Annotated in this window: 21 protein-coding genes; 10 read left to right on the top strand and 11 right to left on the bottom strand. The window is 68.4% G+C overall.

What is annotated here, in order from left to right; translation table 11 throughout:
• Nucleotides 1-625: 625 nt before the first annotated feature.
• The 6 genes from LCM15_RS00105 to LCM15_RS00080 all read left to right on the top strand — a co-directional run bounded on the left by LCM15_RS00105 (nt 626) and on the right by LCM15_RS00080 (nt 5,941).
• The gene (locus LCM15_RS00105) at nt 626-1,681 is read left to right on the top strand and encodes a hemin-degrading factor (RefSeq protein ID WP_224852208.1); all 1,056 of its coding nucleotides are present in this window, start codon (nt 626-628) and stop codon (nt 1,679-1,681) included.
• Nucleotides 1,678-2,556, top strand: a complete 879-nt coding sequence (locus LCM15_RS00100; protein ID WP_224852207.1) for a heme/hemin ABC transporter substrate-binding protein — start codon at nt 1,678-1,680, stop codon at nt 2,554-2,556. Before LCM15_RS00105 ends, LCM15_RS00100 begins: the two co-directional genes overlap by 4 nt.
• A gap of 4 nt (nt 2,557-2,560) precedes the next feature.
• Complete coding sequence (locus LCM15_RS00095; protein WP_224852206.1) at nt 2,561-3,640, top strand: FecCD family ABC transporter permease; 1,080 nt, start codon at nt 2,561-2,563, stop codon at nt 3,638-3,640.
• Complete coding sequence (locus LCM15_RS00090) at nt 3,640-4,428, top strand: heme ABC transporter ATP-binding protein (RefSeq protein WP_224852205.1); 789 nt, start codon at nt 3,640-3,642, stop codon at nt 4,426-4,428. Before LCM15_RS00095 ends, LCM15_RS00090 begins: the two co-directional genes overlap by 1 nt.
• A gap of 18 nt (nt 4,429-4,446) precedes the next feature.
• Entirely contained in the window at nt 4,447-4,767 is a 321-nt protein-coding gene (locus tag LCM15_RS00085) for an antibiotic biosynthesis monooxygenase family protein (protein WP_224852204.1), read from the top strand.
• A gap of 475 nt (nt 4,768-5,242) precedes the next feature.
• Nucleotides 5,243-5,941 carry an SDR family NAD(P)-dependent oxidoreductase gene (locus LCM15_RS00080; RefSeq protein WP_224852203.1) on the top strand — a complete coding sequence of 233 codons (699 nt, stop codon included), beginning with the start codon at nt 5,243-5,245 and terminating at the stop codon, nt 5,939-5,941.
• A gap of 225 nt (nt 5,942-6,166) precedes the next feature.
• On the opposite strand, the gene LCM15_RS00075 is transcribed toward LCM15_RS00080, so the two are convergent.
• Nucleotides 6,167-7,186, bottom strand: coding sequence for a 1-aminocyclopropane-1-carboxylate deaminase (locus LCM15_RS00075; RefSeq protein ID WP_224852202.1), 1,020 nt, complete (start codon nt 7,184-7,186; stop codon nt 6,167-6,169).
• Nucleotides 7,187-7,340: 154 nt separating this feature from the next.
• Between LCM15_RS00075 and LCM15_RS00070 the strand changes: the two genes are divergently transcribed.
• Nucleotides 7,341-7,802 (top strand): Lrp/AsnC family transcriptional regulator, encoded by a 462-nt coding sequence (locus tag LCM15_RS00070; protein ID WP_224852201.1) that lies wholly within the window; start codon nt 7,341-7,343, stop codon nt 7,800-7,802.
• Between the two features lie 190 nt (nt 7,803-7,992).
• Here the strand turns inward: LCM15_RS00070 and LCM15_RS00065 are convergent, their stop codons facing one another.
• The 3 genes from LCM15_RS00065 to LCM15_RS00055 form a co-directional block, all read right to left on the bottom strand.
• Entirely contained in the window at nt 7,993-8,493 is a 501-nt protein-coding gene (locus tag LCM15_RS00065; protein ID WP_224852200.1) for a ferritin-like domain-containing protein, read from the bottom strand.
• A gap of 99 nt (nt 8,494-8,592) precedes the next feature.
• Nucleotides 8,593-9,861, bottom strand: coding sequence for a cation:proton antiporter (locus LCM15_RS00060; RefSeq protein WP_224852199.1), 1,269 nt, complete (start codon nt 9,859-9,861; stop codon nt 8,593-8,595).
• A 387-nt stretch (nt 9,862-10,248) separates the two neighbouring features.
• Nucleotides 10,249-11,472 carry a glycosyltransferase gene (locus LCM15_RS00055; RefSeq protein WP_224852198.1) on the bottom strand — a complete coding sequence of 408 codons (1,224 nt, stop codon included), beginning with the start codon at nt 11,470-11,472 and terminating at the stop codon, nt 10,249-10,251.
• Nucleotides 11,473-11,757: 285 nt separating this feature from the next.
• On the opposite strand from LCM15_RS00055, the gene LCM15_RS00050 reads away from it, so the two are divergent.
• Nucleotides 11,758-12,720, top strand: coding sequence for a DUF2332 domain-containing protein (locus LCM15_RS00050; RefSeq protein WP_224852197.1), 963 nt, complete (start codon nt 11,758-11,760; stop codon nt 12,718-12,720).
• Between the two features lie 171 nt (nt 12,721-12,891).
• Here LCM15_RS00050 and LCM15_RS00045 read toward each other — a convergent pair whose 3' ends face one another.
• From LCM15_RS00045 to LCM15_RS00030, 4 genes are read right to left on the bottom strand one after another with little or no spacing between them, the layout of a single operon-like run.
• Nucleotides 12,892-13,626: a hypothetical protein gene (locus LCM15_RS00045; RefSeq protein ID WP_224852196.1), complete on the bottom strand. Its 735-nt coding sequence runs from the start codon at nt 13,624-13,626 to the stop codon at nt 12,892-12,894.
• A 6-nt stretch (nt 13,627-13,632) separates the two neighbouring features.
• Nucleotides 13,633-14,604, bottom strand: coding sequence for a galactosyltransferase-related protein (locus tag LCM15_RS00040; RefSeq protein ID WP_224852195.1), 972 nt, complete (start codon nt 14,602-14,604; stop codon nt 13,633-13,635).
• A complete protein-coding gene (locus LCM15_RS00035) occupies nt 14,601-15,743 on the bottom strand; it encodes a glycosyltransferase (protein ID WP_224852194.1) in 1,143 nt (380 codons plus the stop codon). The genes LCM15_RS00040 and LCM15_RS00035 overlap by 4 nt, the downstream gene beginning before the upstream one ends.
• Nucleotides 15,736-17,745 (bottom strand): HAD-IIB family hydrolase, encoded by a 2,010-nt coding sequence (locus LCM15_RS00030; protein WP_224852193.1) that lies wholly within the window; start codon nt 17,743-17,745, stop codon nt 15,736-15,738. Before LCM15_RS00030 ends, LCM15_RS00035 begins: the two co-directional genes overlap by 8 nt.
• Nucleotides 17,746-17,882: 137 nt before the next feature.
• On the opposite strand from LCM15_RS00030, the gene LCM15_RS00025 reads away from it, so the two are divergent.
• Nucleotides 17,883-18,650 (top strand): sulfotransferase family protein, encoded by a 768-nt coding sequence (locus tag LCM15_RS00025; RefSeq protein WP_224852192.1) that lies wholly within the window; start codon nt 17,883-17,885, stop codon nt 18,648-18,650.
• A 96-nt stretch (nt 18,651-18,746) separates the two neighbouring features.
• On the opposite strand, the gene LCM15_RS00020 is transcribed toward LCM15_RS00025, so the two are convergent.
• The 3 genes from LCM15_RS00020 to LCM15_RS00010 form a co-directional block, all read right to left on the bottom strand.
• Nucleotides 18,747-21,053: an FdhF/YdeP family oxidoreductase gene (locus LCM15_RS00020; RefSeq protein ID WP_224852191.1), complete on the bottom strand. Its 2,307-nt coding sequence runs from the start codon at nt 21,051-21,053 to the stop codon at nt 18,747-18,749.
• 588 nt (nt 21,054-21,641) lie between these two features.
• Nucleotides 21,642-22,541 carry a hypothetical protein gene (locus tag LCM15_RS00015; protein WP_224852190.1) on the bottom strand — a complete coding sequence of 300 codons (900 nt, stop codon included), beginning with the start codon at nt 22,539-22,541 and terminating at the stop codon, nt 21,642-21,644.
• Between the two features lie 9 nt (nt 22,542-22,550).
• Nucleotides 22,551-23,333 (bottom strand): HpcH/HpaI aldolase family protein, encoded by a 783-nt coding sequence (locus tag LCM15_RS00010; protein ID WP_224852189.1) that lies wholly within the window; start codon nt 23,331-23,333, stop codon nt 22,551-22,553.
• Between the two features lie 273 nt (nt 23,334-23,606).
• Between LCM15_RS00010 and LCM15_RS00005 the strand changes: the two genes are divergently transcribed.
• On the top strand, nt 23,607-24,722 hold the full coding sequence (locus tag LCM15_RS00005; protein ID WP_224852188.1) for a TAXI family TRAP transporter solute-binding subunit: 1,116 nt from the start codon (nt 23,607-23,609) through the stop codon (nt 24,720-24,722).
• Nucleotides 24,723-25,396 lie beyond the last annotated feature (674 nt).

The raw sequence follows: 25,396 nt of genomic DNA, 5'->3' as shown, positions 1-25,396 counted from the left end.
GGAAACAGCAGCGGCATCGGAAGAGCTCGGGCAGACTCACCTTGACGGTGCGAGCGGGCGCCTTACGGGTTCCCGGAATCGAGCTTTAGTGCAGGTCGACGGCGTTCTCCAGATGGAAACGGATGCCATTGATGAGGTTATGCAGCGGCGACCCTGCGTCGCGCATGAAACGCGCGTTTTGTCGGGCGCGCCCGGCTCCGGAACCTCATGTTTGACGGGGATTCCGCGCGCCTCATCGGGCCGGATCGGGGGCGTTGCTTCCGTGCGGGCTACGAGCTGCGCCGCTTTGTCGCGACGGCTGCGCCGGGGGGATCGAGGGGGTCGGGCGCGCCATCTTTGTCAGAGGCGGCGGACCCGGTTTGCAACTCCCCCCTTCGGCAGAAGGTCGAAGGACATGCGTCCTTAGGTCACCCGCCCCGAAAGAACGACCCCGCACCGCCGGGCCCCGAAGGATCGCAAGATCACTCAGCCGGCCCGGCCCCCGAAACAGGCGCGTTTTCGTGAGGTCCTTCGGTTGACGCTTGCGGCACGCAATTTGACCAAGTAAAACAGTCAACAACGACCCGCCAGCCCGTTCGTGCCAGCCGTCACTTCCCTGATTGATGTGAAGGACCGGACCGGCCCCATGAGCGACACGAACATACCCCCCACCCCATCCGACATTCGCGCGGCCCTTGCGGCCTCGCCCAAGCTGCGCAGCCGCGATCTTGCCACCCAGCTCGGCATCTCCGAGGCGCAGCTGCTGGCCGCCCAGACCGGCGATGGCGTCACCCGGATCAGCGCCGATCCGGATCTGCTGATGCCCGCCGCCGAAACGCTGGGCGAGGTCATGGCCCTCACCCGCGTCGAGGCCGCCGTGCACGAGAAGGTCGGCCAATATGGCAACTACCATCCCGGCCCGCACGCTTCGATGGTGCTCAACGACGCCATAGACCTGCGCATCTTCCCCAAGCATTGGGTGCACGGGTTCCTCGTCGAGCAGGAGGCCGAGCACGGCATGCGCCGCAGCCTTCAGGTCTTTGACGCCGCCGGTGACGCGGTGCACAAGATCCACATGCGCGAGGGGTCCTCGCTTGCTGGCTGGACCGCGTTGAAAGAAACGCTGGCCACCGGCGACGGCGCCGACACGCTCGACCTCGCGCCGCGCCAGCCCACCGAAGCCGCGAAATCCGACCCGGCCAAGCGCGAGATCCTGCGCAAAGAATGGGCGCGGCTCACCGACACCCACCAGTTCCTGCGCCTGTGCTCGAAGCTCAGGATGAACCGCCTTGGCGCCTACCGCATCGCCGGGGCGCCCTTCGTACGTGCGCTCAACCCGATGGCGGTCGACACCATGCTCGAGGCGGCGCGCGACCGCGAGACCGGCCTCATGCTCTTCGTCGGCAATCGTGGCTGCATCCAGATCCATTCCGGCCCGATCCACAGCCTCAGGCCGATGGGCCCGTGGCAGAACATCATGGATCCGGGCTTCAACCTCCACCTGCGCCGCGACAAGGTGGCCGAGCTCTGGGCGGTCGAGAAGCCGACCCAGCGCGGCCCGGCCCTCTCGGTCGAGGGGTTCGACGCCGAGGGCGGGCTGATCTTCCAGTGTTTCGGCGTCGGCAAGGAGGGCAACGACCATCGCCCGGCGTGGCGCGAGATCGTCGAGGCGCTGCCCGAGCGCGCCGGGGTGCCCGCATGAGACGCCGCCCCTTCCCCGCCATCGCCGTGAGTTGCGCGGTCTATCTCGCGCTTGGCGTGCTCGGCGCCACGCTGAGCCCCGCCGAGGCCGCCCGCGGCCAGGCCGACACGCTGGCCATCGGCGGCTCGGTCACCGAGATCGTCTACGCGCTCGGTCAGGAGCACCGGCTCGTGGCGCGCGACACCACCTCGACCTATCCGCCGCAGGCCACCGCCCTGCCCGATGTCGGCTACATGCGCGCGCTCTCGCCCGAGGGCGTGCTCTCGGTCGGCCCCGACCTGATCGTCTCCGAGGAGGGCGCCGGCCCGCCCGAGACGCTGGCCGTGCTGGAAGAGGCCGCGATCCCCTTCGTCACCGTGCCAAGTGCCTTCACCGCCGAAGGCGTTGCCGCCAAGATCCGCGCCGTGGGCGACGCTCTCAACGCACCCGAGGCGGCGGACGCGCTGGCCACGCAGGTGGCAGGCGAGATCGAGGCGGCCGCGTCCCGCGCGGCGGCCCATGCCGACGCCCCCAAGCGGGTGCTCTTCATCCTGTCGGCACAGGGCGGGCGCCTGATGGGCGCGGGCGACGACACCGGCGCCGCCGCGATCATCGAGCTGGCCGGCGGGGTCAACGCGCTCGAGGGCGTGTCGGGCTACAAGCCGCTCTCGGACGAGGCCGCCGCCGCCGCGGCCCCCGACGTGATCCTGATGATGGACCGCGACGGCGATCACGGCGCCAGCCCCGACGCGCTCTTCGCCCTGCCCGCGCTCGCGGTCACCCCCGCCGCCGAGGCCCGCGCGCTGATCAAGATCGACGGGCTCAAGCTGCTGGGCTTCGGCCCGCGCACCGGCGCCGCCGTCACCGAGCTGTCCACCGCGCTCTACGGAGACTGACCCCATGGTCGCGCTCACCGATCCCACGGCGCTCGACGCCCCCGCGCCGCCCGACCGTCTGGCCCGCGCCCGGCGCCTGCACCTGTGGCTGGCGCTGGCGCTGGTGGCGATCTCGCTCGCCAGTCTCACCGTCGGCGCCACCGGGGTGCAGCTCCTCGACGTGGCCCGCAGCCTCGCCCGCGGCGAGGCGCTCTCGCGCATGGAGCGGGTCGTGCTGCTCGACATCCGCCTGCCCCGGCTGGTGATGGGGCTGGCGGTGGGCGCGGCGCTGGCGGTCTCGGGGGCGGTGATGCAGGGGCTGTTCCGCAACCCTCTCGCCGATCCCGGCATCGTCGGCGTGAGCGCCGGCGCAGGGCTCGGCGCCATCCTCGCCATCGTGCTGGGCGGCCTGTTGCCGCCGGCGCTTCTCGGCCTTGCGGGCGCCCATCTGGTGCCGCTCGCCGCGTTCCTAGGTGGCTGGATCAGCACCCTGCTGCTCTACCGTGTCGCCACCCGGCGCGGACAGACCTCGGTGGCGACCATGCTGCTGGCCGGCATCGCGCTGGCCGCGCTCTCCGGCGCCGTCTCGGGCGTGCTGGTCTACATGGCCGACGACACCCAGCTGCGCGACCTGACCTTCTGGGGCCTTGGCTCGCTGGCAGGCGCGAGCTGGACCAAGCTTGCCGCGGCGCTGCCGATCCTGCTGATCGCTGTAAGCGGGGCTATGCTGCTTGGCCGCTCGCTCAACGCGCTGGCGCTCGGCGAGGCCACCGCCGCCCATATCGGCATCCCGGTGCAGCGCATGAAGCGCCTCGCGATCCTCTGCGTCGCCGCCGCCACCGGCGCCGCCGTGGCGGTCTCGGGCGGCATCGGCTTCATCGGCATCGTGGTGCCGCACCTGCTGCGCCTCGCCTCCGGCCCGGACCACCGCGCGCTGCTGCCCAACGCCGCGCTTCTGGGGGCGGCGCTTCTGGTCGGCGCCGACATGATCTCGCGCAGCGTCGTGGCCCCGGCCGAGCTTCCGATCGGAATCGTCACGGCGGTGCTCGGCGCGCCGGTGTTCCTGTGGATCCTACTGCGGCAGCGTGGCGTGGTGGACCTGTGATGCTGGAGGCACGCGACATCTCGGTCAGCCTTGGCCGCAGCGAGATCCTCCGCGGCGTGGATTTCGAGGCGCAGCCCGGCCAGCTCACCGCGATCTGCGGCCCCAACGGGTCGGGCAAGACCACGCTGCTGCGCACTGTGACCGGCGATCTGCCCTGCACCGGCAGGGTCACGCTCAACGGCCACGACATCGCCCGCCTCGCCCCGTGGGAGCTGGCCGCGATGCGCGGCGTGCTGCCGCAGGCCTCGGCGCTGGCCTTCCCCTTCACCGTGCTCGAGGTGGTCGAGATCGGCCTGTCGCGTGGCCGCGCCGCGGGGCAGGCCCGCGCCGCCCTGCAGGCGCTGGCGCGGGTCGACCTCGCCCATCACGCGGGCCGGCCCTACCAGTCGCTCTCGGGCGGCGAGCAGCAGCGCGCCCAGCTCGCGCGCGTTCTGGCGCAGGTCGGCGCGCCCGTCGATGCGGACGGCCCGCGCTGGCTGTTCCTCGACGAGCCGGTCTCGGCGCTCGACATCGCGCACCAGCTCGAGGTCATGCAGATCGCCCGCGACTTCGCCGATGCCGGCGGCGGCGTGGTGGCGGTGATGCACGATCTAAACCTCACCGCCATGTTCGCCGACCGCATCGTGCTTCTGGCACGAGGCCGCGTCCTGTCCGCCGGCCCCGTGACCGAGGTGATGACCTCTGATACGCTGTCGCGCGCCTATGGCTGCCGCCTCCGGGTGGGACTTGCACCGGCCCCCGGCACCCCGTTCCTGCTTCCCCACGCCGCGCGCCTCGCGGCGGAATGACCCCCGAAAGGACCCAAGATGTATCTCGCGATGAACCGCTTCACCGTGCCGCTCGAAAACGCCGCCGAGTTCGAGGAGCTCTGGCTGAGCCGCGACAGCAAGCTGCACGAGAACCCCGGTTTCGTGGAATTCCACATGCTGAAAGGCCCCGAGGAGGACGGCGCCATCCTTTACGCCTCGCACACGGTCTGGGAGAGCGAAGCGCATTTCCGCGACTGGACCCGCAGCGACAGCTTCCGCGCCGCCCATGCCCGCGCCGGCGAGACCCGCAAACTGCATAGCGGCGCCCCCCGCTTCGAGGGCTTCACCGCGATCCAGAAGATCGCCATGCCGGCCTGACCACGCGCCGCGTCCTCTCCGACAAGAGGCGCGGCCCGCCCACCCCGTCCCCTCTCTTCTCTTCGTCGAAAATACTCCGGGGAGTGTGAGGGGCTGGCCCCTCACCGCCCGACGCCGGCCACGCGCGGCGCGCCAATCAAGCGCACCTCGCGTCCCAGACCGCCACAGACGCCCGCCGCAAGACCGAAACCGCCCCCCCCGCAAAGCCGGGCGCCGGGCCGCTTCCTGACCGGCTTCATAACGCCGCGCGGGATGGCCCCTCCCGTCTTCGTCTCCACCCGACCCGTAAAACGCGGCAGGTCTGTAGGGAGCGTCCCAACGGCTGGGGGGCCCATGTCCGAGAACCTCCGGGCAGCGTCACCGAGGCGGACCGCCCCGTTCTCCGATCATTGCAGGCGCCAGCCCTTTGCCTTCGGCGGCTCTGGCCTAGGTCCTGTGACGAGCCTTCGCGCACATCCAAGGACAGGAGACCCGCTTGAGCAGTACGCGTTCGCAAGACAGCCCCCCGGCGCAGACCCGCGCCCTTGTCATCGGCGCCTCCGGGGGCATCGGGTCCGCCCTGTGCGCCGCGCTGTCCGAAGGTGGCGTCGAGGTCACAGGTCTGTCGCGGTCCGCAGATGGCATCGATTTCGCCGACCCTGCGTCGGTGAGCGCTCGGCTCGAGGCGCTGTCCGGGCCGTTCCGGACGATCGTGGTGGCCAGCGGGATGCTGGCGCCCGAGGGCGCGCGACCCGAGAAGTCCCTCGCCGAGATTGACGCCGGCAGGATGGCCGAGGTGATGGCGGCCAATGCCATCGGGCCGGCACAGGTCCTCAGGCACGTGCCGCGGCTTCTGCCGCGCGAGGGGCGCTCGGTTGTCGGGGTGCTGACCGCCCGCGTCGGCTCGATCGGCGACAACCGGCTGGGCGGCTGGTACAGCTACCGCGCCTCGAAAGCCGCCGCCAACCAGATCGTCCACACCGCCGCGATCGAGATCGCCCGCACCCATCCGGGCGCCATCGTCGTGGCGCTCCATCCCGGAACAGTCGCCACCGAGTTCACAAGCGCCTACCCGGCCCATCGCAAGCTGGCGCCGGCAGAGGCCGCGCGCAATCTGCTCGGCGTGCTCGACGGGCTCGCGCCGGAGCAGACCGGGCAGTTCTTCGACTGGGCGGCCGCCCCGGTTCCTTGGTGAAGGCCCGGGGCACCCCGTGGGGTGGCGCGCACCGGTGCACGCCTTCCATGAGCTGTTGACCGTCCGCCCTTTCGGCCCGTGGGGTGCCCGGGCTCTGGGCACTGCGCACCCGCGGTCCGTGGCGTCCTACGCATCCGCGGACCGTGCGGACGTCCGCACCCGCAGGCCATAGTTTGTGCCCGCCCCGGACACGCGGGACCGGATGCGGCGCGAGCGGGCGAAACCTCAACCGTCCTTGTAGTGATAGCTGTAGCCGTTGAGCGCGGGTGCGCCGCCGAGATGGGCGTAGAGCACCTTCGAGCCTTCCGGAAAGACGCCCTTGCGGGTCAGGTCGATCATGCCCTGCATGGATTTCCCCTCGTAGACCGGGTCGGTGATCATCGCCTCGGTCCGCGCGGCCAGCCGGATCGCTTCGTTGGTCTCCTCGGATGGCACGCCATAGGCGGGATAGGCGTAGTCCGGATGGATGACGATCTCGTCCTCGCGCACCGCGCGCCCGAGGCCGACCAGGTCGGCGGTGTTGTCGACGATGCCGCGCACCTGCGCGCGGGTCTGCTCGACCGTGCCCGAGGCGTCGATCCCGATCACCCTGTCGGCGCGATCCTGCGCGGCGAAGCCCACGATCATCCCGCCCTGCGTCGATCCGGTCACCACGCAGACCACGATATAGTCGAAGGTGAACCCGAGCTCCGCCTCCTGCTCGGCGACCTCCTCGGCAAACCCGACATAGCCCAGCGCGCCGAACTTGTGCACCGAGGCCCCCGCCGGGATCGCATAGGGCTTGCCGCCGGCATCCTTCACCGACTGGATCGCGTCCTCCCAGCTCTTGCGGATGCCGATGTCGAAGCCGTCATCCACGAGCCGGCTGTCGGCGCCCATCAGGCGGGTCATCTGGATATTGCCGACCCGGTCATAGACCGCATCGTAATGTGGCACCCAGTTTTCCTGAATCACGACGCATTTCATGCCGAGCTTGGCGGCGGTGGCGGCAACCATACGCGTGTGGTTCGACTGCACCCCACCGATCGAGACCAGCGTATCCGCCCCCGAGGCGATGGCGTCGGGCACGATGTATTCCAGCTTGCGCAGCTTGTTGCCGCCCATGGCGAGGCCCGAATTGCAATCTTCGCGCTTGGCATAGATCTCGACCTTGCCGCCCAGCGCCTCCGACAGGCGCGGCAGTGGCTCGATCGGCGTCTTGCCGAAGGTCAGCGGGTAGCGGTCGAAGTTCTCGAGAAGTGACATCGGGCGTCTCCTGATTGGCGTCTGCCCTGACGCTAGCCGAGACCGCCGGAAAGGTGCTTTCAGATTACACCGGGAGACTTTCGGTATTTCCATCTTCGAGCGCCTATGCTTCGATCCTGCGAAATAACACTGACCAAAGATGAAAGCTTCTTTCATGCACGATCTGGACCGAATCGATATCAAGATCCTGCGCGCGCTTCAGACCGAGGGGCGGCTAAGCAATGCAGAGCTTGCCGCGCGGGTGCATGTCAGCGCCCCGACATGCCACCGCCGCACCCAGCGTCTGTTCGAGGAGGGCTACATCACCGGTGTCCACGCCCAGATCGCGCCGGAGCCGGTGGGGCTTGGGGCGGTGGTGATGGTCGGGGTCGTGCTCGACCGCTCCACCCCCGAGAGCTTCGCGGCTTTCGAGGACGCCGTGATCCGGATGGAACAGGTTCTCGACTGCAGCCTCGTGGCGGGCGATTTCGACTACCTGCTGAAGATCCGCGTGCGGGACATGTCGGATTTCAACAAACTGCACGGGAAGGAGCTGATCGCCCTGCCCGGCGTGCGCCAGACGCGGACGTTTTTTGTCATGAAGGAAGTGAAGGACAGCGCCCCGCTGCCGTTTTGACGCCCGGGCGAGGGGGCGCGTAGATCGGGCAACCATGCGTGTATGCCCTCACAGGGACTGCCCCCCGCCTGTCGCCCGACCGCCTTGCTTCGGGCTTCCGCGTTGCGGCAAGCAGCGCGAACGAAGTCCTGAAACACAAAAAAGCCACGCGGTCTCCCGCGTGGCTCTTGAAGGGTGACAACGCCCGAGGTCAGTTCACGGCGTCTTTGTTGACGCCGCCGCGCGTGGCGATCTCGGTCATGCGGCGGTCGCCGTCATAGGTCTGGTCGAGGCATTTTTTCAGCACGGCCGCATCGCTGTCGAGGCCGAGGCGGTTGGCGAAGGCGGCCAGCGTGCCGTAGCCCGCGAGCGCGTAGTGCACCATGCGCTGGTACTGCGGGATGATCGCGGCATCGCGCACGTCCGCATCCTCGATGTCGTTGGACAGACCATGCGCGCGGGCTTCCTTCACGAGGCCTTCCATGCCCTTGCAGTGTTCCGCGTTGGGCTTGATGCCGTGCTCGTTGCACAGCTTTTCAATCTCGGAAATGCCGTCGGAAATGCCGTTGCCGCCGTCGATCAGCGCCTCGGACAGCTCCTTGTCCTGCGCCGCGCGTCCCAGTTCCGTGACAACCGGAAGGGATTGCGTGTTGGCGCTCCAGATATCCTGAAGTTGGTCGAGATAAAGGTCTTTGAGCGTGTTCATGGCCATGCCGGCGTCCTTTCGTTCGTGTTCATGGACCAACCTGAGACGCCGGTGGAAAGTTCCTTGGGCCTGCCTGCTTTTAAAGCGCCCCGCCGCGGCGGCGGCCTAGTCGTCATGCGGCACGTCCCGATGCAACCGGTCCATCGCAAGCCCCACGGTGAAGCCGTGCAGCATCGTCGAGAGCAGTATGGCAATCGCCACAATCGACCACAGGTCGGTCATCTGTGCGATCTCGCCTTCGGAGGCTGCGTAGGCGAGATAGTAGATCGAGCCGATCCCGCGCACCCCATAGACCGCGATCACGAGCCGCTCGTCGCGGTGCAGGCCGGTCCCCACGAGGCTGAGCCAGCCGGCCAGCGGCCGGATCACGAGGATGAGCAGCAGGGCAACGGCGATGTGGGACCAGCTCAGATCCGCAAACAGCACCGGCAGCACGCTTCCGAACGCCACCAGGAGGAGCGCCGTCAGCCCGTGCTCGATGGCCTCCGAGAAATCGTGAAGCCGACGGTGAAAGTCATGCTCCTTCTCGACCCGCCGCAAGGTGAAGCCCATCACGGCGACCGCGATGAACCCATAGCCCTCGACCAGCTCGCTCGACCCGTAGCAGAGGAAGACGCCGGCAAGAGCGATCACGCCCGAGCCGGTTTCGGCAAGCGCGGTCTTTCTGGGGAAGTGGAACAGCACGTAGCCCAGCATCCAACCGCCAGCCCAGCCGACCAGCCCGCCCACGATGATTTTGTAGACCACATCGATGACGACCCATTCCAGCCCCCAGGACGATGGCGCCATGCCTTCGGAGGCCACGAACAGGGCGAGGTAGACGAACGGGAAGGCAAGCCCGTCGTTCAGGCCCGCCTCGGTGGTGAGCGCGAAGCGGACCGGGCGCTCCCCGCCCTTGTGCGGCGGCCCGACCTGGACGTCCGAGGCCAGAACCGGATCGGTGGGTGCGAGCACGGCGCCAAGCAGGATGGCGCTTGCCAGCGAGAGGCCCGCGAGGCCCGCGCCAAGGAGCGCCACCGCGATGATGGTCAGAGGCATCGCGATGACCAGAAGGCGCGTCGCAGGCCGCCAGCGCTGCCAGCTCCCGATCTCGTCGATGCGCATCCCGGCGCCGAAGAGCGCGACGATCACCGCCATTTCGCTGAGACGCTCCCAGATCACCGGCGCCTTGCCGGGGTCAGGCAGAGGCTTCACCTCGGGAAACAGCCACGCGACCAAGCCGGCGGAGATCAACAGCAAGGGCGCCGCGACGGGTTCCCTCCGCGAGACCAGCCGGGGGACCCAGTAGGACAGGATGATGATCAGCCCGACGAAGGCGAGCTGAAGGTGGTAGGCGTCGAAGACGAAGAAGGACTGAAGGTGCTCGAAACTCATAGATGACCGCGCTGGGGTTGCCGATGCCAAGGTGCCGCCGCTTGCGCGACCGTTTCTTTTTCGTTGTCAGAGCCTGGTTGGAATCAGGGGGTTTCCCCTTACCTCGTCGGGGAGGGTCTTGCGTCGTTTCGGCTCTGTGGTTCCCCTACCGCGCAGGGGTGATTGCTAACGGTTCTCTGCCAACAGATCGAGGCCGGGGTCCCAGATCCGACCTGCAGGGCCGAGCGATCAGTGAGGAACAGCGCGAGCGGCAGACGGACGCATCACGTCTACGAGCGTCCCTACCGCTCTCGCCCGGCCCCTGCCGGACAAACGGCTGCCGATGTCGGTCAGGTCAGGGGGCCGCAATCGTCGCTCTCTATGGCAGGCGTGGTGGACGGATCGCATTCAGACACTCCGCATCTCGGTCGTCAGGGGGGACGCCGTCTCGCTGGCGGTCAGCGGGATTCCGTCGGCGCCAACACCCGATTCCGTGGCGGACCCGCCCACAAGGCCGATGTCCGGCAGCTCCCACGGTGCGAAACGCACCTCATCCGCGCGGTCGGCGCGCCCGGCCTGGCAAAGCCGGTACAACTCTTCATAGCAGTCGACCATGTGGCGCAGGGCGAACCGCCGCACCACCAGATCGCGCACCCTGCGCCTGTCAAGGCCCCGCGCCTGCAGCACCGCGCTCGCAAGGCCCGGCACGTCGTTGCGCTCCGCGAGCACACCACAGCCGTCCGTTACCACCTCGGACACGGCGCCCCGGTCATAGGCCGCCACCGGAACACCGCAGGACATCGCCTCGACCGCCGCGAGGCCGAAAGGTTCGTCCCAGCACGGCGTGAACAGGGCGACCGAGGCCCGTCCGACCTCCAAGGCCAGATCGCGCGGCGCGAGGTTGCCGCCGTAAGAGATCCGGTCGCCCAGCCAGGGCCGCACCGCCTCGTTGAAGTAATCCTCATGCTCGATCGGGCCGAAGATCCTCAGCGGGACACCCGCCTGACGCAACGCCTGCACCGCGTCTCCGGTGCCCTTGTTGGGGGTGATCCGCCCGAACCAGACCGCCGAGCCATCCCCCTCGGCGCGGAACTGCCAGAGGTCGGGATCGATGCCATTGGGCGCCACATGGGTGAACCGGTCCCCCGCCCCGTCGGACCAGAGCTGGCGCTGATGCTCCGAGCAGACCGTGAAGCGGCACCACGGGGCGCCGGAGGCATGGACCGCCCGCCGCAAGGCCTCAAACGGCGGGACATGCAGAGAGGTCAGCATCGGCACACCAAGCTGCCGCGCCAGCCGGGGCGGATAGCGGTGCAGGCTGTTGTTGTGGAGGATGTCGTATCGGCCCTCGGCAAGCTCGGGCAGGATCGACGCGAAGGCCTGATCGAGATGCGCGTTCAGGGCATCGGTCCCGTGGAACTTGTGCCATGGATAGACGCGATCGTAATGCTCGGCCACGATCGGGCGCAGGCGGACGCCGTTCGGAGGGCGACTGTCCCCCGCGGCATAGAGCGTCACATCATGCCCCCTGCCAGCGAGGTCCGCCGCCAAGGCGTGGGAATGGGCTTCCATCCCTCCCATGAAGGGCGGCGCGATCGGATGGCGGATGTGCGAGATGAGGGCAATACGCATGGAGGCTCCGGTCACGTGTTGGGACGGACCCCCGCGAGGTCGCCCTTCGGGCGGCGGTCTGCAGAGATGCAACCGGCGGGAGCGCACTCCGGTTCCCTGCGGGTCGGTGCGTCTGTCTGACGGCGCCGATGCCGGAGACCTCGCGGGCCGGATGGCCTTCGTCAGAACCCGAAGCTGCCGTTCAGGCAGCACGCGGCGAAGGTCGGGAGAGAGCCCTAAGCGGACCTTGCTCCAAACCCGTGACGCTGCCAGACTCGGATGGGTAGGAAGGCCGGGGATTAAGCCATGGATGCCATAGCCGAACGCTATCAACGCTTTGCACGAGCAGAAGCCGCAGGGCGTTCTGCGCTGTACGAGACTATGGCCAAGCATGTGGCCGAATCTCCAGACGCACTGACATTTCTCAGCCGTCTTCCCCGGGACCGGCAACAGCCGAATCTTCTTTTCGCCGCGCTTCGCCTGATCACCGGAACACCCGCGTCGGTCAGAGAATTTGACCATGCACTTGAAGAGCATGCAAACGCGATAGCCGAGGTCATGCTGACGCGCACAACACAGACGAATGAACCCGGGCGTTGCGCGGCACTTCTGCCTGTGCTCGCGCGGATCGAGGGCCCACTGGCCGTGATTGAGGTCGGTGCATCTGCGGGTCTGTGTCTCCTGCCGGATGCCTATGGCTACGACTGGGGCCGCCAGAGTCTGGTTCCGCCCGACCGATCCGGCTCAGCTGCGCCCGTATTCCAGTGCCATGCCTCGGAGTACACACCGCTTCCGGTCAGGCACCCCGAAATCGTCTGGCGGGCGGGACTGGACCTGACCCCCCTGGATGTGGCGAACGAAGACGATGTCGCATGGCTTGAAACCCTTGTCTGGCCCGAACACTACGAGCGACTTGCGCGCCTGCGCAAAGCCGTCCAAACTGCCCGAACCGAGCGTCCCCGCGTTGTGGCCGGGGATCTCAGACAGGATTTGCAGGCGCTGATCGCCGACGCGCCGGGCGATGCGACCGTCGTCGTGTTTCATACCGCCGTCCTAAGCTATGTCACGGACCAGGGTGAGCGCGATGCATTTGCCGCCGAGATGATCGACGATGCAAGAGTGACTTGGCTTAGCAACGAAGGACCACGCACCTTTCCCCAGTTCGCCGAGGCGGCCGGGCCAGTTCGCGAGGACATGTTCTTGTTGGCCGTTAACGGCAAACCCATGGCATGGACCGGCCCTCATGGACAGGAGATACGCTGGATTTGAGTTGGCGCCGTAGCCTGACCGGCAGCTCTGTCCGCTCTGCCGGCGCTCGCCTCAGCGAAGTGGATGACCGCTCCGACGTCGCTCGCGCGGCGAAAGACAACCCGCCTGACCAAAAGCGCCGCGCCATGCGCAGCCGCTCAGCCCTGACACCCGCCGCCCCAAAGCGCCGCGCTATTTCGAAAGGCGGTACTGGGCGGCCCAGGCGTCGAGGTCGCCGCCTCCCGGCAGGTCGCGCAGGATCCTGAGCGCTTCGGGGTCGTCGGCGAACCGTTTGGCCAGTTGCCGCGGCAGGCGCAGGCGCGGTTCGGGATGGCTGTAGTAGAGGGCAAGCGGCGCCGTGTTCAGCTGCGCCACCAGCGTCGCAAGCGCGGGGAGCACGGTCGAGCGCCACTCGGGATCGTCCGGGCCGATCGTCTCGCGCAGGAGCAGCAAGCCCCGCCCCTGGGTGACCGTCTGCGTGGTGCTCAGCACGAAACTCACCGACAGGGTCAGGACCACCATGCCATTGACGGCGCAGGCGACGCCGAGCAGGGCGTAGGGCACGCTCGACGCTTCGGTGATCCCGCCGCCCAGCGTCGACAGCAGGTGCCCCGCGTGCGACAGCGCGCCCGGGAAGGCAACAGGCTCTCCGCTGGCGCTCAAACGCACCCCGTCTGAGAACCCGGCAAAGATCATGCCCCAGCCGAGGCAGATCCCGACCACCCACCAAAGCGCCACGAGGCTCATGATGACCGGACCGACCGAGGCATGACGCATGGCGCCGTCGGGCAGCTTGCCAAAGGCGGCGTACGCCCCCTGCGCAAGCCGGTGCGTCACGAACCGCCGCGGCGTCGCGCCGATGGTGGTGAACAGGAAATCGGTGCTGACGTAAAACGTCATCACCGCGCCCAGACAGATCAGAAGCATGGCGATCTATTCCGCCGCCGGCAGCAGGAACGCCTCCTGCGCGCGTTCGACCTCGGCCCGGCGATCCTCTTCCGCCTGCGCCTTGCGCGCGTCGAGGATGTCGATCACGCGGCGGGTGTTGGCGTAGGGCATGTCTTCCATCTGGGCACAGAGCGCGAAATCCTCATCCGAGGGCGCGCGCAGGATGCGGATGCCCGAAGGCGTGTTCTCGATCAGCCCCATCAGGCGGAAGGCGTAGAGCCAGTGCTCCATCGTCCGGTGCCCCCATTTGGAGGCGAAGACCTCGGCGTTGCGCACCACCGACTCCACCTTGTGGATCGGCGGCATACAATGGGCGTGATACTGGTGGAACACCTTGGCCCCCTTGACCCACGAGATCGGGATGCGCTTGTCGTCGAGGGTCCGGCCAAAATCGGTGTCCTCGCCGCCATAGCCCACGTAACGCTCGTCAAAGCCGCCCGACACGATCCAGCTGTCGCGGTCGATGGCAAAGTTCAGCGACCAGAAGCAGCGGTAATCCTCGCAGCGCTTCGCGCCCTGCTTCGGCGGCCCCTGCCGGTCGGAATGCCGGACTGCGATGCGCTCAAACTCTTCGAAATCGAGACCGGCATCCGTGGCGCCACCGGGAAGATAGCCGACCTCGCCCATCAGCAGGCCGGGAATCCACATGAAGTGGTCGCGATAGTCGCGGACGAGATCGGGCTGCGGGATGCAGTCGACGTCGACGAAGATCAACAGATCGCCACAGGCGGCGTTGGCCACCGAATTGCGCGCCGCCGCCAGCGGCAGCTCCTCGCCTGTGACCCGCATCTGGCGCACCGGGAAGCTGGTGTGCGGCAGGTCGGTGTAGTCCACGTCCTGCATGACGCCGATGATGAGCTCGTCGGGTTTGATGGCCTGGGCCTCGAAGCCCGCAACGACGTTCTTCAGATGAGCGGCGCGGCCCGAGGCAATGGTAAGGGCGGAAATGCGGGTCATGCGAACTCTCCTTCGTTGGCAATCTCTGTCATGGGGTCCGGGACAAGTCGGTCCAGCCAGCGGGCTGCGGCCGCTGCGGCATCGGGGGCGATGAGCGCCTGTTGCGCGTCAGGCGCGTGCCCGGCCAGCGCGGCGGCAACGGCCTTGCGCCAGGCATGGGCGCTCGAGGGCATGTGATCGAGGTGCAGGGCCACGCCGGCGCGGCCCAGGGCGCGGGCCTTCTCGAGCTGTTCATCGAAATAGCGCCATTCCGGGACGACGATCCACGGCTTGGCCGCACGCAGGATCTGCGCACAGGTCGTGTTGCCGGCGGAGGAAATCACCAGATCGGCGGCGGCGATGTAGTCCTCCGGCGTCTCGACCCAGCCGGTGTGCCGGAGGTTGCCGCCTTCGGTCGCATGCCAGTCCCCCTGCATCGCGCCGATGCTGATCCATTGCCAGTCGGGATAGGTGCGGGCGGCCACGCCGAAGGGTGCGGTGCTCCAGCCATTGCCGCCACCGCCGGTCAGGATCAGCGCCATGCGCGCCTCGGGATCGAGGCCGAGCATGCGGCGGGCCGCGCTGCGGTCGGCCGCCTCCGTGCGCAGGCCGAGGCCGCCTGCGAAATGGATGCGCTCTCGCATCTGCGCGGGCCAGTCCGGCTGGGCGAGCTCTGCGGCGAAGGGCGCCAGAAGCCCCACGGCGCCATCATAGGCGGCACGGTGTCCGGGATCGCTGCGGTCGCCATGCTGCAGCACCTTCACATGCGGCACCGAGCAGATCCGTGCCAGCTGCGCGATCTCGGCGCTCACGTCGCAGACCATCAGCGCAGGATCGGCCTTGGCGAACCAGCCCGAGATCAGCGCCATCGCCTGCCGGATGCCGGGCCAGCCGAGCGGCGCGCAATGCACGGTCTCGGGCGTCGGGATGCCGTCGAAGCCGCTGCGCTCCTCGCCGGTCGTCTCGAAGAGCGACGGGATGCGCCTGATCTCGACATTGCCTCTCAGCGCGGGAAAGATGTCGTCGCGGGCGCAGAAGATGGTCACGGGCCGCGAGTCAGGCAGCGCGTTCACGAGGCTGGCGCAGCGTTCGGCGTGACCCCGCCCCTGATGGTGCACGAAGTAGCCGAAGGGCCGGCGCGTTTCGGCGAAATCACGCATTTTGCACCGCAAGGACGTGCTCCAGCCCGTCGAGCACCCCCGCCGCATAGGGCAGAGCGCTGAGATAGCCGCGCCCGGAGAGCGCCTCGACGATCCCGTCGCGCGCGTTGGCGGGCAGGATCGGCCGACCGCAGGCGCGCAGCATGTCGAGATCATTGCCGCTGTCGCCCGCGGCAATGCAGTCGGCCATTTGCAGACCGTGGCGTTTGGCCTCGAACGTCAGCGCGGCGGATTTCCCGGCCTGCGCGGGCAGCACGTCGATCAGCCGATCATGGGAATGGATCACATGCGCCGCCAGCCCCCGTGCGGCGAGCGAGGCGCGGATAAGACGGGCCTCCTCTGCCGTGCCGAAGAAGCTGCGTTTCCAACGACGCTGATCCTGCGCGCCCTGGCTCTCGATGCCAAGCTCGGCGACCAACTCTGCCACCGCGTTTCCCTGCCAGCCCGTGGAGACGTGGCGCGCGTAATCGGCGCAGAGCGCATATCCCCCCTGCCCCGTGGCGCGCCAGATCTCCGAGCCGACCGAGGTGATCATGGTGTCGGGACAGGGCAGCCCCCATGCCGCGATCACGCGGCGGGCCTCGGAGATGGAGCGCCCGGTGGCCACCATGAAGGCGACATCCGCCCGAGACGCGGCCCAGTCCCCGAAGCGACGCGCGGCGGCGCGGTCGCCGGTCAGGGTATCGTCGATATCGCTGGCGAGAATGTGCCGCAGCCGGCGCGGCGCCACCGGAGCCGCGCCCGAAAGCGCGGCATAGATCGGCTGCACCTCCTGCGCCCACGCGCTCCAGCGGTAGAGGTCCTTCGCCCGGCTCTGGGCGCGGCGCCGCTTTGCGTCGCGCTCGGGATCGTCGAGGCTTTGCATCAGGGCCTGCGCAAGCGCTTCCGGTTCCTCGGGATCGACGAGCTGACCTGCGCCGAGATCGGCGAGGATCGATGCCGGACCGCCACTTCTCGTGGCCACCACCGGCACCCCGGCCTGCGCCGCCTCGACGATGGTCAGCCCGAAGGGTTCATGCAGCGCCGGGTTGGCGAACACGCCATCGCGCGCCGCAAGTTCGTACAGGGCGCGAACGTCCTCGGCATCATGGCGGCGCGGCAGGGCGACATGACCCCACAGATCGTGGGCATCGACCAGATCGAACAGCTCCTGCACCACGGCGGCCTGCTCTTGAGGACCTTCGGAGATGGCACGGCGCAGGCCGGGCACGATCACGAGGTTGGCCCGCCGACGCAGCCGCGGCTCGGAGGCGAAGGCGCGCACCAGCGCGGCGAGGTTCTTCTTGCGCACCGGGCGCGCAACGGCCAGCACGATGGGCTTTTTGGGATCGCGCAGGAACGCGCCGATCAGCTGCTCGGCGCGGCGCGTGCCCTGCGCCGGCAGCAGACAGACACCGGGAGAGACGCGATGCACGCGCCCGGCGGCATCGGGACAATACCGCATCACCTGACGCTCGGCCTCGTCCCGCGACGACACGACGATGGCCTGCGCCGTCTGGATCGCGCTGCGCTCGGCCTCGACGCGGCGGGCATCTTTCTCACCGCCGGCCTTTTCCAGCGCAAGCGAATGGGGTGTGTAGACCCAAGCCGTGCCAAAGCGATGATGCGCGGCTCGCGCCAGCCGCGCGGCATCGGCGAAATGCGCGTGGATGACATCGGGTTTCTGCGACATCGCCGCGAGCAGGTCCAGAAACGCGCGCTCGAGCTGCGGCAGGGCATTCGCGAGGGCCTCCTTGGTGAGATAGGCCCGCTCCTCGGTCCGCAGCCGCAGGATCGAAAGCCGCGGCCCGACGCGTTCCTCGGCGCGGTCGTAGATCGCCCCAAGACCCGGGTCCACGAAGGCGCGCGTCACGATATCGACATGGGCCACATCGGGGTGCGCGGCCTGCGCCTGCGCGGCGCCCAGCACATAGGCGATGTGGCCGCCCGTGTCCTCGGTCAGGCCAAAGTTCACCGGCGGGGCCTTCAGGCAGCCGCCCAGAGCCACGTGCATGACGCGCATGGTCGCCCCTTTTCGGTTCAAAATGTGGGAATGTCTCGTCGTCTGCAGAGCAACCCGCCTCGAACGCGGAATGTTCCGAAAATAATTCCGGGCGGTGCCGCGTTGACTTCTCCCTCCGCAGACCCAGAACGCGATCCATGCACAGGTATCTTTTCATCGGCGGTTTGCACCGCTCGGGCACCAGCCTGCTGTCGCGGCTGATCTCCGATCACCCGCAGGTCAGCGCGATCACCGACGCCCCCGTGCCCGAGAACGAAGGCTGCTACCTGCAGGGCGCGATCCCGCACACCGCTCTGGACGGCGCGCCGATGCGCTTCGCCACCGATCCGCGCCAGCATCTGGTCGAGGGGTGCCAGTACGACACCCGAGCCGTGCGCGACCGGATGGAGGCCGACTGGGCACCGTGGTTCGACGCCTCAAAGCCGTGGCGGGTGGAGAAATCGCCGGTGAACCTGACGCGGATGCGGCTCTATCAGCAGCTCTTTCCCCTGTCGCAGTTCGTCGTCATCCTGCGCCATCCCGAGGCGGTGGCTCAGGCGGTGTCGAAGTGGCTGCCCGATCCGCCGGAAGAGCTCGTGGCGCACTGGATTGCCGCGCACCGACAGCTCGAGGACGACCTGCGCTACCTGCACGCGGCCTGCGTGATCCGCTACGAAGATCTGTGTGCACGGCCCGGCACCACCATCGAGGGGATCCACGCGTTCATGGGCCTGCCCCCGCATCCGGTTCGACAGGAGGTGCGCGACGGCAATGCCGATTACCCGGTCGAGCCAATTCTGCGGGCGGGGGCTGCCGACCGCTGGGGCTACGGCACGGGTCATGGCACGCAGCCCTGGACGCCGCATGTCGCCCACCCGCTGCGCGCACAGCGCGAGGCCGCTTTTGAGCGCCTGAACCCGCGCTGAGGCGGTCTTCACGCCGCTGGTCATCTCACCACATAGACTCGACAGAGGCGCCTTGCGACGCCTCCGCCCGTGGTAACATCGCCGCGCTCCACGCGCTTAGGGCAGCACGTGAACCGGGGTGCCCTTGTAGGCGGGCGTTGCGGAGTTCTTCTCGTGATAGGCCAGCGGAACCAGCGGGTTGAGTTCCGGATAGTAGCCCGCGACACAGCCCGGCGGCAGGTCGTAGGCTGTCACGGTCAGGCCATCGACGCGCCGCGTCACTCCGTCCTCGATGGCGCAGGTCAGCGAGACCTCGCGCCCTTCCTCCAGCCCCAGACGGGCGATCTCGTCCCGGTTCATCAGCACCACCATGCGACAGCCTTCGAGGCCGCGCAGCCGATCCGAGTAGCCGTAGATCGTGGTGTTGAACTGGTCGTTGGAGCGCAGGGTGATCAGCGTCATCTCGCGCGCGCTTGGGGCCTGCCCGAGGGCCGACAGGGTCATGGGCGCGGTAAACTGCGCCTTGCCGCTTTCGGTCTGCCACGTGCGCTCGCGCACCGGATTGCCCCGATAGAAGCCGCCCGGTTCAAACATGCGTTCGTTGAACCCGGCGAAATCATCGGGGAAGCACGCCGCGATGAGATCGCGGATGCGGTCGTAATTCGCCGTCCAGCCCTCCCAGTCGAGCCTGGGGTTCGGATCAAGCACCGCCTGAGCCATGCGCGCGACGATCGCGGTTTCCGACAGGACATGCTCCGAGGGCGGCGTGGCCTGTCCGACCGAGGCCGAGACGTGGGACAGCGAGTCCTCCATCGTGACGACCTGCGCACCGGAGGCCTGAATGTCCTCGTCGGTGCGGCCAAGGCACGGCAGCAGGTAGCTCTCCTGCCCCGGTACGAGATGCGAGCGGTTGAGCTTGGTCGCGATGTGCACGGTGAGGCGCAGCGAGGGCCACGCCTCTTCGAGCCGTTGCCGGTCCGGCAGGGCGCGAATGAGATTGCCGCCGAGCGAGACCATCGCCTTGACCGAGCCATCAAGCACGCCCTCGCAGGCATGGACCGCGTTCAGCCCGTCCTCGGTCGGGGCTTCGATGCCGAAGAGTTCGCGCAGCTTGCCCGCCGGCATGTGGGACGATTTCTCCCCGACGCCGACGGTACGCTGGCCCTGCACGTTGGAATGGCCGCGCACCGGCGAGATGCCCGCGCCCTTCCGGCCCATGTTCCCGCGCATCATCAGCAGGTTGCACAGCATCCCCAAGTTCAGCCAGCCATTGACGTGCTGGGTCAGCCCCATGCCGTAGATCCCGATGGCGCGGTCGGCGGAGAGATAGATCTCTGCCGCCTCCTCGATCATCGCGCGGGTCAGCCCGGAATGCTGCTCGATCTCGGACCATGGCGCGGCGCGCACCGCCGCGACGGTCTCGTCGAAGCCCTCGGTCTCGGAGGCGATGAAGTCGTGATCGAGCACCGTCCCGGGTGCGGCCTCCTCGGCCGCAAGCACGCATTTCATCAGTCCCGCCAGCACCGCGATGTCGCCGCCCGGCTTGACCTGGTAATAGCGCTCGGAGATCTGCGTCGACTTGCCGGACACCATCTGCATCGGGTCCTGCGGGTCGACGAATTCCACCAGCCCCCGCTCGCGCAGCGGGTTGAAGGTCACGATGCGACAGCCGCGCTCCACCGCCGCCTTCAGCTGGTGCAGGAAGCGCGGGCTGTTGGTGCCGGTGTTCTGCCCGAAGAAGAAGATCGCGTCGCAATGCTCGAAATCTTCCAGCGTGCAGGTGCCGACCGGCGTCCCGATGAAGCTCTTGAGGTTCACCGAGGTGGTCTCGTGGCACATGTTGGACGATTGCGGCAGGTTCTGGTGCCCCATGGCGCGGGCAAAGAGCGCATAGAGGAACGACGCCTCGAGCCCCGCGTGCCCCGAGGCGTAGAACACCGCCTCCTTGGGGTCCATCTCGCGCAGCGTCCGGCCGATCCCGGCAAAGGCCTCCTCCCAGCTCACCGCGACATAGCGATCGCTTTCCGCGTCGTAGCGCATCGGCTCGGTCAGCCGGCCCGACGCCTCGAGATCGTGGTCGTGCCACGTCTTCAGCTCTGACACCGAGTGCTGATCCATGAACGCCGCGCCGACCTTCTTGCGGTCGAGCTCCCACAACGTCGCCTTCGCGCCGTTCTCGCAGAACTCGAAGGTCGCGGGGTCCGCCGGCTTCGCCCAGGCGCAGGAGCTGCACATCACCCCCTTCGGCTTGTTGAGACCGCCAAGGATCTTCAGCGCCACCGCCGAGGGTTTCTCGGAAAAGATATGCGCCACGCCCTTCAGCGACCCCCAGCCGCCCGTGGCATGGTCATAGACCGGCGTATCGGCGTCCTGCTTGGTGGCGGAGTGATCGCGGGCGGCGCGGTCCGAGGGATGATCGGTCATGGGGGGAGCTTTCGTAGAGACAAGGCCTGACAGTCCAACGGCTGTGACGCGACGCGGTTCCCCCGTCCGGATGCGTGGAGGCGTGATGGACCGTCCGCGTTGGGGGCGGCATCCTTGGCCCGGCGCCGTAGCGCGATGGTGTTGGAGTCTTGATGACTGGAGGTGAGACGCGTCGGACCGCTCGGCAATGAGGCGTTTCCTTGCCAAAGACGGTGCCTGAGGACTGTCGTCGCCGAAGTGCCGGCTTGGGCCGACGCGTCTGCTAAGCGCGCGCGCTCTCAAATTCGCGACGGAGATCGCCAAAGCTCGGAGACTTCAGCCACGTGGCGCGCGAGGCCGCGGCGAGGCAAACCGACGCCGCCCTCAACGGCCCCGGCTGCAATCCATGTCTCTCGGCATTCAGCAGGACCGCCGCCGCAATGTTCTGGAACGGGACGCCTCGCTGCCGCGAGAACCTCCGCCACGCAGAGCCAGCGCAACCGGAGCAGGCCCCTCCCCCGGCGGATTGCCAACACCGGCCTGGCACGGCCTCGCGCCGGCGGTCGGCTATGGCGGGTCCGTCTCGGCAAAGACGGACCCGCCGCAGCGTCAGGCCGGGTAGTCGTCCGCGTTCAGCACCCAGCCCGGCTTGGCGCTGAAATCCTCACGCGGGGGGCAGAAGATGTCGACGAGCCGGTTGACCCCCTCCCCCTTGGCGCGGCTGGTGTGGATCACCGGCGGCGGGATCACCAGCGCCGACGGGCCGGTGACCTCGATCGCCTTGTCGGCGCGCCAGTCGGCCATGTCGGTCGTCCAGGGCCAGCGCAGGTGGTGGTCATAGGCCCCCTCCAGCAACAGCGAGCACTGCTCGAAATCGTCGTGATGGTGCGGCGAGACCGAGGACGGCGCGCGCGGCCCCTCGCGCACGTCGAGCATGTTCACCATGAACGTCGTGCAGCGGAAGATGCGTCCGAAACGGCCCGTCTCGGGCGGCACGTCCAGCGAGTAGCTGCGCAGCTTCAGCCCCTCGGGCGGCTCCGGCCACGGAGCGAACTCGGGGATATGCGTCCGCGGCGTGTCGTAGGCCCGCGCGTTCGGGCAGGCCTCGACCATGTCGGGGGAGCGGACGGTGAAGAGCCGGATCAGCACCCCGCCCTCGGGCAGGGTGACGCTGCTCTCCCCCGGCGGCACGAACGCGATATGGCCGCCGGCCAGTTCCTCGCGGTCGTCGCCCGCGGTCAGGACCGAGGGCGCGTCGGGCATCAGCGCGACATACTCGTCGACCTGGCCCTCGCGGGTCAGGCAGCCGCCGGGGTTGAGTTCGGAATAGGCCAGCACGAAGTTGTGGCCGCGCAGGAACCACGTCTTGCCCGCCACATCGTCGATCTGCGGCGCCGTATCGTAGAAGGTCGCAAGCTGTTCCTCGGCCACGAGGCCGGTCAGGGCCGCCTTTGCGGCACCTTTCGGGGCGGGGGCAAGCTGCGCCCGCGGGTCGGATTTGTCGTACATGAGAGCCTCTCAGGATCGGGTGTCGAGTGCCTTCCGCGTCTCTGCAAGGCTGGCCGCCGCAGCCTTGCGCAGGAGCGTCTGGTCGGAGGAGACGATGAAGCCGGTGGCGCCGAGCCCGGCCATGGCGGCGGCGTCCTCGGGCCCCGAGGCCATGACGCAGATGCCCTTGCCCGCCTTCTGCGCGGCGGCGCAGATCTTCTCGGTCGCGGCGGTCACGGGGGCCGAGCCCGCCTTGTCCTGCCCATAGGCGACGGTCAGGTCGCCCCGGCCGATGAAGACCCCGTCCAGCCCCTCGACCGCGAGGATCTCGTCCAGCACGTCGAGCGCGGCGGGGTCCTCGATCATGGCGAGAACGGTGGCGCGATCGTCCTGTTCGTCGAGATGTGCGGCGATCGTGCGGCCGCCGAACTCACCGGCGCGGGTGGTCGAGGAATAGCCGCGCGATCCCGAGCGGTAGCGCGCGGCGGAAACGATGCGACGGGCCTTCTCGGCGCTGTCGACATGCGGCACCAGCACCCCGTCGCCGCCACAGTCCAGCACCGCCTGGATCGCCGCGGGCTCGCTCGACGGCACCCTGACGAGGCCACCGACGCCGTAGGCCCGGCAAGCCAGCAGCATGTGGTCGATGCTTTCGCGATTCAGGGCGCCGTGCTCCTCGTCGATCACGACGAAGTCATAGCCGAGCGTGCCCATGATCTCGGCGGGCATGGTCTGGGCGATCTTCAGGAAGCTGCCGACCAGCCGCTCGCCCGCCTGAAAACGTCGCCTGAAATTGGATGAAGCGTGGTGCATGGGTTCTCCTTGTCGGCGCGGGGCCAGAGGCTGTGCGCCCCGGCCCGATGCGGCGACCATCGGGCCGAGGGCGGCCGCCGCGCAAGCTGGCCATCCTAGCATTCCGCCACGCGGAACGGGTGCGGGGCCGATATTGAGGCATTCCGCCCCGCAACGTAGCTTGCCGGGGAGAATGCCACGCGGCGAAGGACGTTCGGGCAGAGCTCGCAACGGCGGCCTCCGCGCGGTCAGGGGTGCGCCATCAGGCGCGACCCGGGGAAAAAGGAGGATTCCATGACTTTCTATATCAAGCTTGCTGCGGCGGGCCTGCTGGCAGGCGGCGCGTTGCCCGCCATGGCGCAGGACGCGCAGCTTCCGTCCCGACTGGCGATGACCACCTATGATGTCGGCTCGTCCGGCTATGCGCAGGCCGTCGCCCTCGGCAAAGCGATCAGCGACGGCTACGGCGTCAGCCTGCGCGTGCTGCCCGCCACCTCGGATGTGGCGCGTCTTCTGCCGATCCAGCAGGGCCGCATCGATTTCGCCCTGATCGGGTCCGAGGCCTACAATGCCTTCGAGGGCACCGAGGCCTTTGCCGCGCCGGAACTTGGCCCGCAGAACATCGCGCTTCTGGCCGGTGCCAACTCGTCGAACTGCTTTACGCTGGCCCTGCAGGGCGACACCGACATCGAGAGCGCCGAGGACCTGCGCGGCAAGCGCGTGGGCTGGGTCGTGAGCTCTCCGGCCCTGCAGGCCAACGTCGCCGCCTTCCTCGCCTTCGGTGGTCTCACCTGGGACGATGTCGAGAAGGTCGAAGTGGCCAGCTTCGGGGCCTCGTGGGATGCCTTCCTGAACGGTCAGGTCGATGCCATCACCTCGCTGACCACGACCACCTTCGCCACGCAGGCCGCGGCTTCGCCGGTCGGCCTGAGCTGGCTGGAACTGCCGGAAGCCGACACCGAGGGCTGGGACCGGTTGCAGGAGGAGAAGCCGCAATTCTCGCCGCGCAGCGCGACAGTGGGACCCGGCCTGTCCGAGGATGCCCCGGTGGAATGCGCGGGCTTCCCCTACCCGGTCATCGTGACCTACGGCGACAAGGACGAGGACGTGGTCTACAACACCACGAAGGCCCTGCAGGAGCAGTTCGAGTCCTATGCGGACGCCGAAAGCGGCCTGCGCGGGTTCGCCGGTGACCTGCAGGACTTCCAGTGGGTCGTGCCCTATCACCCCGGCGCCGTCCGCTACTGGAAAGAGGCGGGTCTCTGGAGCGACGAGGCCGAAGCCCACAATCAGAGCCTGATCGCACGTCAAGAGGTCCTGAGCGCCGCGTGGGACGCGCTGTCGGAGGATGAGCGCGCCGAGGGATGGGACGACGCCCGGAGCAAGGCCCTCTCCGAGGCGGGCAACTGACGCCACACGCGAGCGGCCGGTCCGTCCGGCCCTGACCACAAAGGCCCCGCTTGCCACACTGGCAGGCGGGGCCTTTTCGTGTCAGCGGCGGCGCGTCACCGGCGGCATGGCCGGAGGGCCTCGCGATGGGCGCGCGCTACGGGAGAGAGGCGGGCCTCTGGAGTGACGGAGCCAAAGCCCCCGCTCGGACCCTCATCGCAAGGCGGAGGGTCCTGAGCCTCGCCCGGGCCGAACTGCGGGAGGGAGGAGGGCCTTTAGTGTTGGGGCCGACGCCCCCGCTCGGACCCTCATCGCAAGGCGGAGGGTCCTGAGCCTCGCCCGGGCCGAACTGCCGGACGATCGCGCCGAAGGATGCGAGGACGCCCGGACCGAGGCGCTCTCCAACGCAGGCAACTGGCCCCGCACCCGACCGGCTTGGCTCTCCAGACCTGACCACGAAGGCCCCACCTGCCGCACCAACAGGCGAGGCCTTTTCGTGTCACCGGCAATATGGCGGGAAGATATTGCGAGGGCGGCGTCTCAGTGCGGGCCGCCTTAGGCGCGCCACCTCGCTGTGGCCGCCAGCAACCCATGTGGCCCGGGAGTGCACGCAAAGCCGGTCACCGCCCGACCCCCTCATGCCCCTCCCCCAAACGAAAAGTGGCCCGACGCACAGGCAGATCGGAAGAGCGTCG

This window comes from Salipiger bermudensis, from assembly GCF_020171625.1.
GTDB lineage: Bacteria > Pseudomonadota > Alphaproteobacteria > Rhodobacterales > Rhodobacteraceae > Salipiger > Salipiger bermudensis_B.
The sequence above is the reverse complement of the archived record's forward strand: the minus strand, read 5'-3'. Positions and strand labels throughout refer to the sequence as shown.

Excerpts from the sequence above, each read along its gene's own strand:
- LCM15_RS00085 (WP_224852204.1), top strand. The coding sequence starts at position 4,447 with ATGTATCTCGCGATGAACCGCTTCACCGTGCCGCTCGAAAACGCCGCC.
- LCM15_RS00040 (WP_224852195.1), bottom strand. The coding sequence starts at position 14,604 with ATGACCCGCATTTCCGCCCTTACCATTGCCTCGGGCCGCGCCGCTCAT.
- LCM15_RS00065 (WP_224852200.1), bottom strand. The coding sequence starts at position 8,493 with ATGGCCATGAACACGCTCAAAGACCTTTATCTCGACCAACTTCAGGAT.
- LCM15_RS00075 (WP_224852202.1), bottom strand. The coding sequence starts at position 7,186 with ATGTCACTTCTCGAGAACTTCGACCGCTACCCGCTGACCTTCGGCAAG.
- LCM15_RS00100 (WP_224852207.1), top strand. The coding sequence starts at position 1,678 with ATGAGACGCCGCCCCTTCCCCGCCATCGCCGTGAGTTGCGCGGTCTAT.
- LCM15_RS00105 (WP_224852208.1), top strand. The coding sequence starts at position 626 with ATGAGCGACACGAACATACCCCCCACCCCATCCGACATTCGCGCGGCC.
- LCM15_RS00035 (WP_224852194.1), bottom strand. The coding sequence starts at position 15,743 with ATGCGTGATTTCGCCGAAACGCGCCGGCCCTTCGGCTACTTCGTGCAC.
- LCM15_RS00020 (WP_224852191.1), bottom strand. The coding sequence starts at position 21,053 with ATGACCGATCATCCCTCGGACCGCGCCGCCCGCGATCACTCCGCCACC.
- LCM15_RS00090 (WP_224852205.1), top strand. The coding sequence starts at position 3,640 with ATGCTGGAGGCACGCGACATCTCGGTCAGCCTTGGCCGCAGCGAGATC.
- LCM15_RS00015 (WP_224852190.1), bottom strand. The coding sequence starts at position 22,541 with ATGTACGACAAATCCGACCCGCGGGCGCAGCTTGCCCCCGCCCCGAAA.
- LCM15_RS00095 (WP_224852206.1), top strand. The coding sequence starts at position 2,561 with ATGGTCGCGCTCACCGATCCCACGGCGCTCGACGCCCCCGCGCCGCCC.
- LCM15_RS00025 (WP_224852192.1), top strand. The coding sequence starts at position 17,883 with ATGCACAGGTATCTTTTCATCGGCGGTTTGCACCGCTCGGGCACCAGC.
- LCM15_RS00010 (WP_224852189.1), bottom strand. The coding sequence starts at position 23,333 with ATGCACCACGCTTCATCCAATTTCAGGCGACGTTTTCAGGCGGGCGAG.
- LCM15_RS00045 (WP_224852196.1), bottom strand. The coding sequence starts at position 13,626 with ATGCTTCTGATCTGTCTGGGCGCGGTGATGACGTTTTACGTCAGCACC.
- LCM15_RS00060 (WP_224852199.1), bottom strand. The coding sequence starts at position 9,861 with ATGAGTTTCGAGCACCTTCAGTCCTTCTTCGTCTTCGACGCCTACCAC.
- LCM15_RS00050 (WP_224852197.1), top strand. The coding sequence starts at position 11,758 with ATGGATGCCATAGCCGAACGCTATCAACGCTTTGCACGAGCAGAAGCC.
- LCM15_RS00030 (WP_224852193.1), bottom strand. The coding sequence starts at position 17,745 with ATGCGCGTCATGCACGTGGCTCTGGGCGGCTGCCTGAAGGCCCCGCCG.
- LCM15_RS00005 (WP_224852188.1), top strand. The coding sequence starts at position 23,607 with ATGACTTTCTATATCAAGCTTGCTGCGGCGGGCCTGCTGGCAGGCGGC.
- LCM15_RS00055 (WP_224852198.1), bottom strand. The coding sequence starts at position 11,472 with ATGCGTATTGCCCTCATCTCGCACATCCGCCATCCGATCGCGCCGCCC.
- LCM15_RS00070 (WP_224852201.1), top strand. The coding sequence starts at position 7,341 with ATGCACGATCTGGACCGAATCGATATCAAGATCCTGCGCGCGCTTCAG.